The organism is Gottfriedia endophytica, assembly GCF_017814275.1.
Taxonomy (GTDB): domain Bacteria; phylum Bacillota; class Bacilli; order Bacillales; family Bacillaceae_G; genus Gottfriedia; species Gottfriedia endophytica.
In genome coordinates, this window is record NZ_JAGIYQ010000011.1 from 41,221 (window position 1) to 56,627 (window position 15,407).

17 protein-coding genes are annotated in these 15,407 nt (G+C 32.6%); 2 read left to right on the forward strand and 15 right to left on the reverse strand.

The annotated features are described in order from the left end of the window. Positions 1–309: 309 nt before the first annotated feature. Together J5Y03_RS14835 and J5Y03_RS14840 are read right to left on the reverse strand one after the other, a co-directional pair. A complete protein-coding gene (locus J5Y03_RS14835) occupies positions 310–909 on the reverse strand; it encodes a response regulator transcription factor (protein ID WP_209406777.1) in 600 nt (199 codons plus the stop codon). Positions 910–929: 20 nt separating this feature from the next. After that, positions 930–2,024, reverse strand: a complete 1,095-nt coding sequence (locus tag J5Y03_RS14840) for a sensor histidine kinase (RefSeq protein ID WP_209406778.1) — start codon at positions 2,022–2,024, stop codon at positions 930–932. Positions 2,025–2,225: 201 nt separating this feature from the next. Between J5Y03_RS14840 and J5Y03_RS14845 the strand changes: the two genes are divergently transcribed. Continuing rightward, on the forward strand, positions 2,226–2,906 hold the full coding sequence (locus J5Y03_RS14845) for a formylglycine-generating enzyme family protein (RefSeq protein ID WP_209406779.1): 681 nt from the start codon (positions 2,226–2,228) through the stop codon (positions 2,904–2,906). A 145-nt stretch (positions 2,907–3,051) separates the two neighbouring features. Here the strand turns inward: J5Y03_RS14845 and J5Y03_RS14850 are convergent, their stop codons facing one another. The 5 genes from J5Y03_RS14850 to J5Y03_RS14870 all read right to left on the reverse strand — a co-directional run bounded on the left by J5Y03_RS14850 (position 3,052) and on the right by J5Y03_RS14870 (position 7,416). Next, positions 3,052–3,792 carry an ABC transporter permease gene (locus tag J5Y03_RS14850; RefSeq protein ID WP_209406780.1) on the reverse strand — a complete coding sequence of 247 codons (741 nt, stop codon included), beginning with the start codon at positions 3,790–3,792 and terminating at the stop codon, positions 3,052–3,054. After that, positions 3,767–4,699 carry an ABC transporter ATP-binding protein gene (locus tag J5Y03_RS14855; protein ID WP_209406781.1) on the reverse strand — a complete coding sequence of 311 codons (933 nt, stop codon included), beginning with the start codon at positions 4,697–4,699 and terminating at the stop codon, positions 3,767–3,769. The genes J5Y03_RS14850 and J5Y03_RS14855 overlap by 26 nt, the downstream gene beginning before the upstream one ends. A 215-nt stretch (positions 4,700–4,914) precedes the next feature. Beyond that, complete coding sequence (locus J5Y03_RS14860) at positions 4,915–5,784, reverse strand: pentapeptide repeat-containing protein (protein WP_407648450.1); 870 nt, start codon at positions 5,782–5,784, stop codon at positions 4,915–4,917. Positions 5,785–5,946: 162 nt separating this feature from the next. Beyond that, entirely contained in the window at positions 5,947–6,831 is an 885-nt protein-coding gene (locus J5Y03_RS14865; RefSeq protein WP_209406783.1) for a GNAT family N-acetyltransferase, read from the reverse strand. 375 nt (positions 6,832–7,206) lie between these two features. Continuing rightward, positions 7,207–7,416 (reverse strand): hypothetical protein, encoded by a 210-nt coding sequence (locus tag J5Y03_RS14870; RefSeq protein WP_209406784.1) that lies wholly within the window; start codon positions 7,414–7,416, stop codon positions 7,207–7,209. A gap of 247 nt (positions 7,417–7,663) precedes the next feature. Here J5Y03_RS14870 and J5Y03_RS14875 point away from each other — a divergent pair, with 247 nt between their 5' ends. Further along, on the forward strand, positions 7,664–8,566 hold the full coding sequence (locus tag J5Y03_RS14875; protein WP_209406785.1) for an alkaline phosphatase family protein: 903 nt from the start codon (positions 7,664–7,666) through the stop codon (positions 8,564–8,566). Between the two features lie 111 nt (positions 8,567–8,677). On the opposite strand, the gene J5Y03_RS14880 is transcribed toward J5Y03_RS14875, so the two are convergent. The 8 genes from J5Y03_RS14880 to kamA all read right to left on the reverse strand — a co-directional run bounded on the left by J5Y03_RS14880 (position 8,678) and on the right by kamA (position 15,397). Continuing rightward, a complete protein-coding gene (locus J5Y03_RS14880) occupies positions 8,678–9,199 on the reverse strand; it encodes an HXXEE domain-containing protein (RefSeq protein ID WP_209406786.1) in 522 nt (173 codons plus the stop codon). An 82-nt stretch (positions 9,200–9,281) separates the two neighbouring features. Then, positions 9,282–10,760: an amidase family protein gene (locus J5Y03_RS14885; RefSeq protein WP_209406787.1), complete on the reverse strand. Its 1,479-nt coding sequence runs from the start codon at positions 10,758–10,760 to the stop codon at positions 9,282–9,284. A gap of 125 nt (positions 10,761–10,885) precedes the next feature. Next, on the reverse strand, positions 10,886–11,146 hold the full coding sequence (locus tag J5Y03_RS14890; RefSeq protein WP_209406788.1) for a hypothetical protein: 261 nt from the start codon (positions 11,144–11,146) through the stop codon (positions 10,886–10,888). 299 nt (positions 11,147–11,445) lie between these two features. After that, positions 11,446–12,219 (reverse strand): DUF4931 domain-containing protein, encoded by a 774-nt coding sequence (locus J5Y03_RS14895; RefSeq protein ID WP_209406789.1) that lies wholly within the window; start codon positions 12,217–12,219, stop codon positions 11,446–11,448. Beyond that, positions 12,220–12,501, reverse strand: coding sequence for a DUF2087 domain-containing protein (locus tag J5Y03_RS14900; RefSeq protein WP_209406790.1), 282 nt, complete (start codon positions 12,499–12,501; stop codon positions 12,220–12,222). Positions 12,502–12,863: 362 nt separating this feature from the next. Beyond that, on the reverse strand, positions 12,864–13,511 hold the full coding sequence (locus J5Y03_RS14905) for a hemerythrin domain-containing protein (protein ID WP_209406791.1): 648 nt from the start codon (positions 13,509–13,511) through the stop codon (positions 12,864–12,866). 168 nt (positions 13,512–13,679) lie between these two features. Next, positions 13,680–13,952, reverse strand: a complete 273-nt coding sequence (locus J5Y03_RS14910; RefSeq protein ID WP_209406792.1) for a YokU family protein — start codon at positions 13,950–13,952, stop codon at positions 13,680–13,682. Then, positions 13,952–15,397, reverse strand: coding sequence for a lysine 2,3-aminomutase (gene kamA, locus J5Y03_RS14915; protein WP_209406793.1), 1,446 nt, complete (start codon positions 15,395–15,397; stop codon positions 13,952–13,954). Before kamA ends, J5Y03_RS14910 begins: the two co-directional genes overlap by 1 nt. Positions 15,398–15,407: the final 10 nt, after the last annotated feature.

Consider the following 15,407-nt stretch of genomic DNA (forward strand, 5'->3'; position numbering starts at 1 on the left):
ATAGCACACTCTTTTTAGGATGACAAGTATAGAAGAATGGAATTTTGAATCTTTTTAGAACTGTTCGTATTAGTAATTGGGAATCAAGGAGGTTAGCCATGAGGTCAATGAAAAAATGGGGAGTCATTGCTAGTGTATTTCTATTAGCATAATCGAAATTAAAATATTTGTTGGTCCTTTAAAACGGAAAAGTAACAAGCATTTATTCTAATTTCAGCGGAAACAGATCAAAATATATTACGACATAACAAAAACGGTCTTATTTTTTAAGACCGTCTTTTCTAGTTTGAAAGAATTTTTAACGAAAACCTATATCCAACCATTCTCTTTCGCAATCGAAACCGCATCAATTCGGTTTTTCGCTTCAAGCTTTTGCATGATTTCAGATATATAATTTCGAATTGTTCCTTGTGAAAGAAACAAGGTTGTAGAGATATCCTTTACAGTTAATCCATCTGAAAGTTGTTTTAAAACATCTTTTTCTCGTTCAGTTAATGGGTTTTCTTCTTCCCAAGCAAAATAAGTTAGTTCTGGACTAATGACTCGATTGCCCTTATTAACTTTTCTTAAGTAATTCGCTAACTCTGAAACTGGGGTTTCTTTTAGAAAATAGCCTTGTACACCGGCTTTCATAGCACGTTTAAAATATCCAGATCTTTCAAAGGTGGTTACGATGACAACTTTACAAGGATTTTTTTCTGACTTCAATTTTTCTGCAAGATCTAGTCCTGTTAACACAGGCATTTCAATATCTGTTACGCAAATATCAGGTTTGTGTTGATCAATTAACTTAAGTGCCTCTTCTCCATTTTCAGCTAATGCTACCACTTCAATATCATCTTCCATGTCGAGAAGAGTAGCCATTGCTCCACGCAGCATTCCTTGATCTTCTGCAATGATTATTTTCATTTTCTCTCCTCCGAACTACGCTATTTAATGACAATAGGAACTTGCAGTGTTACACATGTCCCCTTATCACTTTTACTAACTATGTCTAATTTTCCTTCAATTAACGTTAATCGTTCTTTCATACCTAACATCCCATTTCCTGGATTCATTGTTTCAAAGCCTTTACCATCATCCTCAATTTTGATGATGAAAGATTCAGGAGTAGTTTGAAAAGTAATTTTACAATGCTTAGCAGAGCTATGTTTAACAATATTAACGATTGATTCTCTTAAACACATTCCTAAAATATTTTGCATTATGGAACCATCAGGCAGGACTTCTACTTTATTAATTTCACAAGTTATTCCCGCTGATTTAAGAATCTCTAATGCATTTTCCAATTCTTCCTCAATCGTAACTGTCCGCATATCTGAAATCAGTTCACGAACTTGTTTTAATGCAATTCGTGAAGTTTTATGTACTTCTTGTATTTCTTGCTTCGCTTTTTCAAGATTTGTATCAAAGAAACGTTCAGCAAGTTCGCTCTTTAAAGAAATTAACGATAGGGTATGACCTAATGTATCGTGTAAATCTCTTGCAATCCGCTGTCTTTCTTCTTGCTTTATTAATCGAGAAATCTCTTCGTTCGCTTCAGCAAGTTGTTTTTTTAACTCCCTTTGTTTTCTTGCTGCTCTCATTCCAAATGGAAATACACACAACACTAAAATAGTAGGGATTAACTGTAACAGAAGGTTATTTGGCTGATGTATATAATTCCAACCTAATAAAGCCGAAAAAAGGACTGCTGTAATTAAAACAAAATATCTTACTTGACGATCACTTTTTAACGTAGAAATGACTGCCATTGGATAAAAGCCCATGTATACGAAAAAAGGATCATAAAGAATACTCAAGGCTGTAATAATGGCCAGTTGAAGAGTGATATAAATTGGCTTTCGATTCTCTTCCCACCAACTTTGTCGATAGAAAAAAATAAGTACAAAAGTTAATAAATAACCGTACCAAGATTCACTGAATGGTAAGGAAAGGAAATTCATGAGCGGAACTAGAAAATAAAACATCCAGATCCAACCTACATTACCAACAGACTCTGGAAAAAACTTGAATGATTTCATTAAACACAATCCTTAATTACAATTTTTATTTTTTTATTATACTATACAATTCTGAAAAATAGAGTCATTCTATTTACATATATATAAATTACCAACGAAAATTTGAGTGTTTTCTATATCAACTAGAAACTGTCGATACAGTCTCAATTATTTTGACAAATGTTCTTTAATAAAGTTTTAGACCTTTAGGAGGATGATAGAATGTCCAATGAAATAAAGAGTTTCAATGACTATCCAATGGTAAAAATTCCAGAAGGAGAATTAGAATTAAGAGACGATAGAATAAAAAGCACATGGAAATCTGAAATAAAACCATTTCTACTTGGCCAGTATCCTGTAACGTTAGGTCTTTACAATTCTATTACTAATAAATCTCCTATTTCTTTGGACACAGATCTAAAACCGGTTGTGAATATTTCTTGGAATGATGCAATTTCCTTTTGTAATCTCCTTTCACAGAAAGCAGGACTAAAAGAGTGTTATTCTATAAGTAACGATGGTGAAAACATACTATGTGATTGGGAGTCAGACGGGTATCGACTTCCTTTAGAAGCAGAGTGGCAATATGCATGTAAAGCAGGGACTACTGGTTATAGATATGGAGAGCTCGATAAGATTGCCTGGTATAATGAAAATTCAGGAGGAAAAATCCATTCAGTAGGAAGAAAGGAACCAAATGCATGGGGTCTGTACGATATGATAGGAAATGTTTGGGAGTGGTGCTTTGATTTATATGATGAACAAGTGTACGGATCCTACCGAATTTTCCGAGGAGGTAGCTGGGCTGAAGAGGCTAGAGGTTGTGGGGCTTCGTGTCGTCGTCGAAGTCATCCTTCATTTAGTATAGACGACCTTGGATTCCGACTTGCTAAGTCTTTTTAACTTTTACATCATGCCAATTTAGGGTTTTTACCGTTCAATTAATGGAGTGCTTAAATAAACTTTAAGATAAAAAAGATAGTATGGATAATCAATCCCTACTATCTTTACTTATACTTTTTATATGTCTTGCTCTATTCAGACCCTATTACTCTGCGTTTTGCTTTTTTAAAATGAATGATGATAATAAGAAGAATAAAACTAAATATCCAGCAAGAATCCAGATGTTTTTCATATCAACTGACTGACCAGCTAAAATTCTCCAAGGACCTTGTGCAAAATTGTACGTAGGCATCCAATGAGCAATATCTTGCATCAGTTTTGGCATTGTTACAACTGGCATCCAAAGACCACCTAACATCGCAAGACCAAGTTGGAAAATACTAGCGATTGGCTGTGCTGTTTCAGGTTTTTTTGTTGTCCCTACTAAAGATCCTAAAGCTAAGAATACGATAGATCCAAGTAACAACCATCCTCCACAACTAACCCATTTCGTTAAGGAAAGATCTACTCCTTTTCCAAACTTTCCAACTAAAAACATCATAATAATAATGCCTAGATTAATAATAGAAGTTGCTATAATCTTTGAACCTACATATGCAATAGATGATAATGGCGTAATTTTTAGTAAACGCACCCAACCTTGGCTTCGTTCTTGAGCCATTTTTACCCCTAATGAACTAATACTTGAATTTAATAACCCGAATGCCGTCATTGACATTAAATAATAAGCTTTCCATGCAACACCATTAATTTTCATATTTGAATCGTTAACACTAGTAAAAATGAAATAAAATGCTACTGGGAATAGAATTGTAAAAATAAGGAAACGTTTGTTACGAATTGATCTTAATAATTCTGCTTTACACTGTGCGATAAATGCTTGCATAGTTTTCCTCTCCCTTCGAATCACTTGATTCTATTAAACTTTGGAACGCATCTTCTAAGCCGCTTTTATGTGTTTCGATATCTCTAACTTCAATATTGTTTCGAATGACAGAGAATAAAATTTGGTCTGTATCTGCTCCGTATACTTTCACTCTGCGACCACTTTGTTGTACGTCCGTAACTCCAGGTAGACGAAGTAATTGGTCACTTGTTACATTTTCTCCAACTGTGAATGAAACATGTTGCATACCTGTTGAAGCTTTAATTTCATCAAGTGTTCCATCCGCTATGATTTTACCTTGATTAATAACAACCACGCGGTCAGCAAGGTTATCGGCTTCTTCTAAATAATGCGTTGTTAAAATGATCGTTTTCCCACTTCCAGCGAAAGAACGGATTGTTTCCCAAAAAATTTGACGAGAAGTAATATCCATACCTACAGTTGGTTCATCTAAAAATAAAACATCTGGATTACCAGCTAATGCAAGTGCAAAACCTAAACGTCTTTTTTGACCACCAGATAAGTCAGATGAAAACTTATCTTGTTCAGCTTCTAAGTTCGAGATTTTAAGTAGTTCATTAGTCGATAAAGCATTACTATAATAACTTCTAAATAAATCAATCGTTTCTCTTACTTTTAAACCGTCAATCACACTAACTTCCTGTAACATAGCGCCAATTTTATTTCGAACAGATTTTTCTTTTGGTGATTTACCAAGTAGTTTAATTTGGCCTGATGTTGGTTCTGTTAAACCTAAAATCATATTAATTGTTGTACTCTTACCTGCTCCATTTGGCCCTAAGAGAGCAACAATGCTACCTTCATTAATTGTTAAAGATAAGTTATCAACTGCTTTTTTATTTTGATATTGTTTTGATACATTTTTAATTTCAATTGCGTTTTTCATCTTTCACACTCCGTTTCTGTGTAACTCATTTCTTGATACTATCTTATGATTTTTCCATTTCATTCCATAGTGATTTGTATCACCACTTTCACATGATAAATATCATATTTTTTAGATGATAAATATGATGAAATTAAAAATCCCAAATTCTTTATAGTTTAAAGAACTTGGGATTTTCTAGTATATTACATATAACATTTTAATGTATTTATTTACTAGATTGACCAGTGCCCTGGTCGAATTAGTATTGGTGGTAATTTTGTAGCAGCATCACCTTTTGCAGCATTAATCTGGACTTGAGTAAGAAAGATACTTCCTGTAAGGTCTGCTCCTCTAATGTCTGCATCACGGAAATCTGCTCCAATTAGATCCGCCACTCTCATATCTGCATTTCTAAGATCAGCGGCAATCATATATGCTCCTCTTAAATTAGCTCCACTAAGATCGGCGCCTTTAAGTTTAGCACCAATCAGATCGGCGCCTCGGCTATATTTTTTCTGATTCCCTCGAGACTTCTTATCTTGGCGACGGAAGTCAGATCGCACGAGTTCACTAGTTTTTAGGAGAAGTTCATTGATATTTGATCTGTATGCAATTAGATCAATTTCTAAAATAGATTCAGGACTGAGATAAGTTAGTCTTTCTGTTTCTTCAAGAGCTAATTTGATCTCCTTATGAATCGAATTTGCCGCTTTTAATGACAGTGCTTCATTTAAATACCAAAGCATTTCATGAAGTTGTCGCATAATCGAGAATGCATCGTACATTTGTTTAGCGGATTCAGGAGCTTCTCTCCAGTCTTTTCCATTGAAGGTAACTTGAGATATCTTTTGACCTGCACCAAAGCAATCAAAGACAGTACAGCCTTGAAATCCTTTCTGTCTAAGGTTTTTATGTATGCTGCAGCGGAAGTCCTCTTGAAGGTTGGGGCACGGCTTGCCTCCTTCTTTATCGATTGCAAAATCTGCTGACGCAGCAAATGGTAATGCAACACAGCACAAAGCGAAGCAGTTCTCACAATCAGCTTGTAAACTGTGGTGTTTTTTATCTATAGTAATTCCTTGATTCTGAGACAATTTATGGATCTCCTTTCATTTCGGTGAAATTTACTACTAACTTAAGTAAGTTTATAAGTTTAATAATAATTTTTATGAAAAAATGATTTTTCTCATTTTTTAAAATAGCATTGTATGATTTTTTCGTCAATTATTGGTAATTGGTAAATATTTTAATATCGGAAATACTTTCTAAGCCTGTGATGTGACTGGATGTTTACTAAATGTTGGTAAAGTCATATCACTAGTATACCTTACAAAAAAGACCGTATCATCATGAAACTCTACTATTTCATAGTTTAATCCCTTGTAATCTGGCATGTAATGAAAAACTATTTTTTGAGTCTGTTCATTTGCAATAGCTTGTAAGACATTTACAATATCAAACTTTTCTTTGCTTACTATGTCAAAAATATGTAAAACATCTTCTTTTATTTGATAAATGACAATCACATTTTCATCTTTTATGTAATAAAGGTCATTAGTAAAAACATTTAAGCAATAGAACATAAATAGTTCCCTAGTATTTTTTGATCCAAATTTCATCGAAACTGGTAGTCTTTCAGAGACAAATTGATAGATAAAATGTAAGTCATCTATGTTCTGAGAGTCAAATTTATGAATACTAGCATTATTACGAAGGCTTAAATTAAACTTCATCGAATATTGATATTCTGTAACTGGTTTGAAGTCGAATTTCGGATAAAAATCTAAAACACTATGGTTTGCAAACAAATACATAAGATCATGTTTATTCTCATAATCTGATAAAACTCTGTTCATTATTTCCCTTGAAAGTCCTTTATTCCGATAATCCGGATGGGTCATTACCGTTCCGATTTGAATTGCTCTTTTTTCTTGACCATCAATAACTAAATCAATTTCATTGACAGAAACATTTGCCACAATTTTATCCCCATCTAATAATGAATAAGGATTATATTTATCCGTCCAATAACCAGCTTTATACCAATTTTCAAAATTGATACCTCCAAAAATGTACCCAGCTAGTTCATTAAAACTGTTTCGAACTAATGTATTATCTCTGTAATCCTTCATAAATTTCAAATCTTTCATTTAGAACCATTCCTTCCATTAAACCTATATCATTTATTTAATAGAACTAAATCTAAATACTTTAAAAACTTTTTCTTAAATTTTACAAGAACCGATAAAACTTTATACTTTGTTTATCAGTCTTTTTATTATTAATTTTATTTTAGTTTATTTTTTTCATTTTTCAAATAATTTCGGTATGTGAAATTTCATAAATATAAATGAATTTTTCAATCGGAAATACTAAAAACAAAAACTATTATATTTATATAAAGCCTACTGTAAATTTTTATTTTCGTTTCAATTATGTAAATTTAACTTATTAAAATTTCCATTCCATTCGAAAAAGGGATCCAAAATAAGGAACCCTTTTTCGGTTATATTTTTTGTTTGAAATTACATTTGTCCAGTTGTAGTTGTTCCCGTATGATGGTGGTGATGATGGTGGTGGTGTGTATGATGATGAGTGTGTGTATGTGTATGTTGGTGAGTTTCTTGCGGCATAGTTCCTGGTTGAGTAGGCATTTGTCTTACATCATAATTGTTGTAAGAAGGATTGGCAGTGACTTGATAAGGATTTTGGTATACACCGTATGTTCTATCCATGCGATTGTCCCTCCTTTCTCATGTACTCTAAGGCATAATATGATTTCTAGAAAATATAGTGCTTAGTCAATCAGTTATTCTCGCCAGTTAGAGACCCAAAAATACGTCATAAATACAAAGAATAAATCCTCTTTTTTATATTCTTTCCATATAAAACATGTCTATTTCCATTCCGATATTTATGAATGTAATTTATTTGACTTTGGAAATACTACATTTCATAGCAAATTGAGAAAGAAGGTATTTTATGAAAATAAAATGGATTTTGTCTTTTACTATATTAAGCATTTTTATTTTAACTTCATGTTCATATCAGTCACAAGAAAAACAACAATCTACTGATCATTCTAAAATAGTCCCACAGCAAATAAAGTTTACTAAAACTCCTCTACCTAAAAAGGTTGATCGCATTGTAATCGTTATAGAAGAAAATCACTCTCTTCAAAGTATTGCTGGAAATCGTAAAGCACCTTATATGAACTATTTAATGAACAACGGAGCAAATTTAACAAACTATAGAGCGATCGAACATCCAAGTCAGCCTAATTATTTAGATATTTTTTCTGGTTCCAATCAAGGAGTGACATCTGATAGAATGCCAAATAGAAAATTCAGTACTTCTAATTTGGCTAGTGAATTAGTTGACAAAAAATACACATTTGTAGGTTATTCTGAGAATTTACCTTCGATTGGTTTTAAAGGAGAAACAGATTCACAGAAATTATATGCCCGAAAACATAACCCTTGGGTAAATTTTACAAACGTACCAAAAAATGATAATCAACCATTCAGCAATTTTCCAAAAGACTATAGTAAGCTTCCAACTGTTTCTTTTGTCATTCCAAATTTAAATAATGACATGCATGATGGCACGATTAAACAGGCTGATATGTGGCTAAAAAAGAATATTGATCCATATGTAGAGTGGGCAAAAAAGAACAATAGCTTATTAATTGTTACATTTGATGAAGATGACGGCTCTCAATCCAATATCGTTCCAACCTTCTTTGTTGGGCCGATGATAAAAAAAGGGACATATGATACTCCTGTTAATCATTTTAGTTTACTTCGTACAATAGAGGATCTATATGGTCTTGCACATGCAGGTAAAAGTAAAACGACTTCACCAATCTCTAATATTTGGAAATGATAAACATATAACTACATTTAAAATAAATCAAACCGCTCCAATGGGCGTTTTGATTTATTTTTTATTATACCAACGACTCAAGCTCTATTATCTATAGCTAATTTTTCATTCCTATTTTTCAAATTTTTTCCCTAAGAAAAGTCCTAATTGATTAAAAATAACAAGAATAATTATACCAATCGGCACACTCAACCAAATCATACGCCAATCAATCATTTGATGAGTTAGACCAAAATGATAAAAATAAAGAGAAAATGGAATTAGTAGTATAATTGCTGTAAAAACACCAGGTGTGTATCTTTTTAACATGATGCTCTGTCCAATATGTGTAAAACAATGCAGAAACAATATAGAAACAATTGATAATACACCAATCACTGCCCATTCATGCTGTTTATCAAAAATTGCGATAAAAGTACAAACCATTATGACTACGTATTCTACTAGAACTGCTAAAGCAAATCCTGCGGTGTTTTTAGGAAATAATTTTTGAAAATATCTATGAAATTTTAGTGGTAGTTTAGTTAGTAAATCTTTTTCGTTTTTTTGTATCCATTTTTCCATTACGATAATCTCTTCAAAGTCGTGTATGATAAAGACACATGAAACTAACCAAATAAGAGAGGTAAACAAGTAGATTCCTCCTTATGATTTAGAAAACAAATTTTACAAAGTTACTATTCTACTCGTCTTTATCTATTAGATTCAAATCTTTTTAATGTTCATTAAGTAATTCAGGCTTTTTTCGATGCTTTGTTGCTTGTTCATAACAATAGCCAAGTTTAATTAATAGTCCTTCGCTAAATGCTGTCCCAGCAAATGTAATTCCAAAAGGTCGACCATTTTCCATATAACCTGCAGGAAGAGCGATTGATGGATACCCTGCTTTTGCACTAATCGTAGAACCTGCATATGCTGGGAATAGAATTGCATCAAGATTATATTTTTTCAAAGCAAAATCAATTCCTTCATTTTGCGAGTAATATAAATCTTCTAGTTTAGCCATTAAATACTCAGGACTTCGTAAAGTGTTAGGAAATGAATTTCTATATTCAAGCATATTTTGCCCGTATTTTAAAGCTCGATCTGAGTTCTGTTTATTAAACTCAATAAGCTCCCCGAAAGTATGTACTGGTAAATGTGATGGCAATTGGTGTAGAAAATTTCCTAAACTGTGCCTCATCTCATAAACAGACACACCTCTTTTCCACTCTCGATTGAAAGAAGGAATATCGATGTCTTCAATAATTATTCCGCCTGCCTCACGAATTGTTTGAATGGCTTCGTTAAATAACTGTTCATTATACTCCCCAGGCATGAAATAATCATCAGGTATATGTTGAAAAATACCAATACGTGCTCCTTTCAACCCATAAGCATCCAAATAAGTTGTATAATCTTCTAAAGCATTGCCTTCACTTTTATTTGTTGCTGGGTCTAACTCATCAACTCCCGTCATCAACCCTAACAAGATAGCTGCATCTGTTACAGTACGAGCGATTGGCCCTGCTGTATCTTGTGAATAAGTAAATGGAATAATTCCTGAACGGCTTATTAATCCAACAGTGGGTTTTATACCAACGACTGAGTTTTGAACGGCTGGACTTAGAATTGACGCATCTGTTTCTGTTCCAATAGATGCAACAGCGAAATTAGCTGCAACTGCTGCTGCAGAGCCTGAGCTTGAACCACCTATAAAAAACTCACCTGGTCCATATGGATTTAATACAAGTCCACCTCTTGCACTGTATCCTGCCCACATATCGAGTGACATTCCATTTGCAAGCTCAGTCATGTTCGTTTTACCAAGTATGACCGCTCCTGCTTCCCTAAGTTTTTTGACTAAAAATGCATCGTTCTTACCAATATGATTTTCTAACGATAAAGTTCCTGCACTCGTGTGCATATTGTCACTTGTTTCAATGTTATCTTTTAATAAAATAGGAATGCCATGAAAAGGGCCTCTTGAACCTTTTGGTTTTCTCTCATTATCTAATCCCTCTGCAATAAAAATTGCAGAGGGATTAATTTCAAGTATAGAATTTATGTTAGGCCCACTTTGGTCAAATTGAGCGATTCGGTAAAGATAATACATAACAAGTTCTTTTGAAGTGTACTTTCCTTCTTCTAATGCGTTTTGAATCGATTGAATCGTTTGTTCTTCAATATTTAAATTATTTAAAAAGTCAATCATCCTATCCCTCAGTTTCTCATTATTTTTTTCTATTCGATTTAACTATTCATTAATAATTGAATTAAAAAGATCCTTTTGTTCGATTTGAAAATAATGTCCAATTAGATTCCTATAATAAGTTACTGTCAATTTATTAAGAGTCCAATTATCATCATTACTAAACCAAAAATAGAAGCTTCACGTTTTATTTTTTTATTCTCTAATGGTCTAAATAAAAAGCATAATGGAAAGCCTAATGGTATAATGAGTCCATTTAAATTAAGGTAAAAACTGCCTAATAAATAATAGCCTACAAGTTTTAATACTAATAGATCCTCTCCCACTTCTCGATTTGAATAGAGATAAGCGATACCTAATATCCAAACTAATATAAAGAAAAAAAACATAATTTCTTCCTCCTCTCATAAAATAATTTTTCACAAATTAATTACTTTAATAAAGGCTGTTTCGGTATACATTGTTGCAATTTCAGAATGTGTAATTTCCACTCCAGGATGCTCGCTTTCCTAGGGGCGTGAGCTGAGCCTCCTCGTCGCATACGCTCCTGTGGGGTCCCAGCTTCCCGCATTTCCCACAGGAGCCCTTCACCCTTCCGTTCCAATCAACTTCTGTCTTTTAAATAATAAAACTAAAAGCAGCAATCTTTTAAAAAAAAGCATTAAAAGATCAATAAGTCAAAAGCTCTTCAATCAATTTTATGTTTCTGCTGATGAAATTTTTTCAGTTTCTCAGCTACTTGTTCAATATCATCTGTAACTTGTGGTATGGAGTATCCTATATATAAAGGAGACGTAACAAATCTAGGAATAATTTTACAGCTTATAATTCCATTTATATGATAAAAAAACAAATTATAACTTTCACATTTATAATGGAAGTGGTTTAAAATATAATCAGCTGCAGTTTGAATACAATCTGCCATGTTGTTAATTGCAGTCATATCATGCAGCACTACATTAAACTCATAAAATCCCATCTTAGGTTTTGATGAGATGTTAAATTCAACATTTTTATCTTTATAAATTGTAGCTCCTTCAAAGCATTCCAATTGAATATTCTCTTTATAATCAACTTGTTCTAATCCAACTATTTGCATGTGAGAATGACGTATTGTTCCACCTGATAATGGACCATGATTTTTAAATAAGATGACTGATTTAAAGTCTTTTCTAAGTTCAAGCTCCAACCAATTCTTGATCGCAAAATGGATTACTTTGTACAAATGGTCTTTTTTATATGTAGATAATTCAGAGTCACAATCATCACTTTCAATTATTACTGTCTGTAATGTGTTTTTTAATGTTGAGTATTTATTTTTTAAAAGAATAATAGAATCCTCTCTCGCGATAATGTTTTCTAACCCATCAACATCGCAAAATGGACATGAATTACCATTATTTACTATCGTTACTGGTTTTTGAGTTCCTATTTGAGTAGAAAAATATAAATGAGTACCCATTTATTTCTTTACCCAATACAATCTACAATCTTTACTTCTTTCTAGTAATTTATAATCAACTAAATATCTTCTTAAAATAGCAAAATCAGGATAGAATGATTTTAAAACTTCATTAATTTCTCGTTCAGTATATTGTTTTTCTGGATTGAACGATTCGATTAAAAAATTCAAAATTGCAATTTTATATTTTTCTTTGCTCGGTATTACCTGTAGTTTATTATTCTTAATATATTTTTTTAAGATCTCCAATTTCTCTTCATCTGTTATATGAACCTTTTCCATTTGATAACCTCCAAGCATTACATATTAAATTCGTTTTTTAATATTCCAAGTCTTTACGAAAGGGAATTTTGTTTTCCTTACAAAAATCATAGTATTTTTATAGACGGTAAAAATATCATCTTGTCCGATTACTTGATTTACTTCATCAAGAAAACATCTTCAACAATTTTATTCATTCTAGTTCCCCTTTAATATCATTTCTCCTTATAAGATAACCTAAAATTCAGAATATTAGCAAGAAGTATAATTTTGGATAATCATTATATCTAAGCATTAATATTTGTTATTGCCTCTTCGATTATCCGAATATAAAAAATAACTTAAAGGATTACCAAAATCCCTTGAGTTATTTTTTTAAGTTTCTATTGTTTATTTGTAAAATGAGGTGTAAATTGAGACAATTCATAAATACCAAAAGCTTTTTCGAGTTGTTCAACCTGCTTCAATATCCTCTGAAATCCATTTTTCCCAAACATCGTTTCTTCAATTTTTTCAAACTTTTCTCCTAACGCTTGCAATTCCGCTGGCGTTACGATTTCACGGAAAGTAGGAAATAACACTGTATCCTCCCATGCTTCATGTGGCTCATACATTTGTTTATAAAGTGAAAGTAAGTGAGCAAGATATTGTCTACTTTGCATATACTGATCACCTTGACTTACAGACTGTAAAATAAGCGACGTTAGATTGATAGCAGCATCATGTTGCTCTTGTAAAGTACGTACTAAATCAACTTGAATTTGCTCTTTTAAGAATCTCTTGAATAGATACTTTTCCTCTAATTCTTGGTGATAATTTTCGATAAAGTTTCTTGCAATTGTAGCTGATTGCAATATAACAGGATAAGTGATTTGTGGTTCAAGAGGTTTATACCCGAGTAATCGTTTCCCGGCATCCTCATAGATTAAAAGCAATCTTTTTAAAATGCCATGTTCCCTCATCAAGTCTTCTGTTGGTGGAATTTCGATTTCTGGTTGTGAAGATTCACGTTGTCTATTTGTATGAGACACCTTAAAAACCTCCTTTATATTTGCTGAATAATATATGTTTATGTGATAGATTTTCATTTTACTAATACCTATATCATTTAAGCGACTTAAACAAAAAAAGATGAGTAACTTTGAAGGTTACTCATCTTTTTGAATATTTAGATATTTAATCGGATAATAAGGTTGAATTTAAAATTTAAAATAATTTTTCTTCAATATTTTCTCAACACTCATTAAGTCAGAATAAGAAAGTTTTCTTTCTAAATTTTTTGTATTAATAAGAAAGAGATGGTCTTCAATTTCCTGTACAAGTGCTTCTGTTTGATATTCCATTCCACAATCATTACACTTCACACTTGGGGTATCAAAGATTTCAACTGTTCGACTGCCATCGGGTAATTCCCAATAAACAGTATTCATTGTATCTTGAACATTGTTTGATTGACACCATTCACAAGTCATTATACTTTCTCCACTTCTGTTTCTGAGGTTATAGCTCTTTCTTTACTTTCGTTCGTAGTAGTCATTTTTGCTTGTTGAGATTGAAATTTCTTTTCCTTCATCTCATCTCGTTTTTCACGCTTATTTTTTAAGCTAGCGTGCTCTGGATTGGTTGTATATTGTTCACGACGATCTAGACGAGATAGTCCTTCAGGAACTAAATTAAAATGGTGATCCTGGAAGATTCCAGAAATACCAACAACTGAGTTTTTCTCTTCCATATCTGGATAGATTTCTTTAAAGTAATCATCTGCACGTCCTGCAACATAGTTTTCAGGTTCTGGATAAGATGTGATAACACCTTCAAAGTTACGTAATACTACTTTATTTACACTTTGTGCTAGTAAGTAGTTTGGTTGAAGGGCAATTTTACCTCCTCCACCTGGAGCGTCAACCACAAAAGTAGGTACTGCATACCCAGATGTATGACCACGTAAACCTTCGATAATTTCTAATCCTTTTGCTACTGGAGCTCTGAAGTGACCAATACCTTCTGATAAATCACATTGATAAATGTAATATGGACGAACACGGATTTTAACTAGATCATGCATTAATTTTTTCATAATCGGAATGCTGTCATTGATTCCAGCAAGGATAACTGATTGATTACCAAGTGGAACACCTGCATTAGCTAACATTTCACAAGCACGTTTTGATTCTTCTGTAATTTCAATAGAAGTATTAAAATGTGTATTTAACCAAATTGGATGATAACGCTTTAAAATATTACATAAATTCTCTGTAATTCGTTGCGGGAATACAACAGGTGCACGAGTTCCAATACGAATAATTTCAACATGTGGAATTTCTCGTAAATTTTTCAAAATGTATTCTAAAATGTTGTCATTAATTAATAATCCATCTCCACCAGAAATTAACACGTCACGCACTTGTGGAGTATTACGAATGTATGCAATTGCATCGTCAAGCTGTTTCTTAGGTACACCCATTCCAACTTGCCCTGAGAAACGACGGCGAGTACAATAACGGCAATACATTGAACATTGGTTTGTTACTAAGAATAACACGCGGTCTGGATAACGATGAGTTAATCCAGGTACCGGACTATCTTCATCTTCATGAAGCGGATCTTCTAAATCATATTTCGTTTTATGTAACTCATTGTGTACAGGAATTGATTGCATACGAATTGGACATCTTGGATCATCCGGATTCATTAACCAAGCATAGTAAGGAGTAATATTCAACGGAATTGTCATTGCTGAATATTTAACACCTTCTTCTTCTTCAGGAGTTAAATTTACAACTTTTTTTAAGTCGTCAAGTGTACGAATTGTATTCGTTAATTGCCAAATCCAATCATTCCATTGCTCTTCCGTTACATCCTTCCATAATTCAATATCCTTCCAATGTCTCTTCGGTTTATACAATGTTTGATTCATTTTAACTCCC

Coding starts and splice junctions, on each gene's coding strand:
- J5Y03_RS14850 (WP_209406780.1), bottom strand. CDS start 3,792: ATGCAAGCATTTATCGCACAGTGTAAAGCAGAATTATTAAGATCAATT.
- J5Y03_RS14865 (WP_209406783.1), bottom strand. CDS start 6,831: ATGAAAGATTTGAAATTTATGAAGGATTACAGAGATAATACATTAGTT.
- J5Y03_RS14875 (WP_209406785.1), top strand. CDS start 7,664: ATGAAAATAAAATGGATTTTGTCTTTTACTATATTAAGCATTTTTATT.
- J5Y03_RS14885 (WP_209406787.1), bottom strand. CDS start 10,760: ATGATTGACTTTTTAAATAATTTAAATATTGAAGAACAAACGATTCAA.
- kamA (WP_209406793.1), bottom strand. CDS start 15,397: ATGAATCAAACATTGTATAAACCGAAGAGACATTGGAAGGATATTGAA.
- J5Y03_RS14895 (WP_209406789.1), bottom strand. CDS start 12,219: ATGGGTACTCATTTATATTTTTCTACTCAAATAGGAACTCAAAAACCA.
- J5Y03_RS14845 (WP_209406779.1), top strand. CDS start 2,226: ATGTCCAATGAAATAAAGAGTTTCAATGACTATCCAATGGTAAAAATT.
- J5Y03_RS14840 (WP_209406778.1), bottom strand. CDS start 2,024: ATGAAATCATTCAAGTTTTTTCCAGAGTCTGTTGGTAATGTAGGTTGG.
- J5Y03_RS14870 (WP_209406784.1), bottom strand. CDS start 7,416: ATGGATAGAACATACGGTGTATACCAAAATCCTTATCAAGTCACTGCC.
- J5Y03_RS14855 (WP_209406781.1), bottom strand. CDS start 4,699: ATGAAAAACGCAATTGAAATTAAAAATGTATCAAAACAATATCAAAAT.
- J5Y03_RS14835 (WP_209406777.1), bottom strand. CDS start 909: ATGAAAATAATCATTGCAGAAGATCAAGGAATGCTGCGTGGAGCAATG.
- J5Y03_RS14900 (WP_209406790.1), bottom strand. CDS start 12,501: ATGGAAAAGGTTCATATAACAGATGAAGAGAAATTGGAGATCTTAAAA.
- J5Y03_RS14910 (WP_209406792.1), bottom strand. CDS start 13,952: ATGACTTGTGAATGGTGTCAATCAAACAATGTTCAAGATACAATGAAT.
- J5Y03_RS14890 (WP_209406788.1), bottom strand. CDS start 11,146: ATGTTTTTTTTCTTTATATTAGTTTGGATATTAGGTATCGCTTATCTC.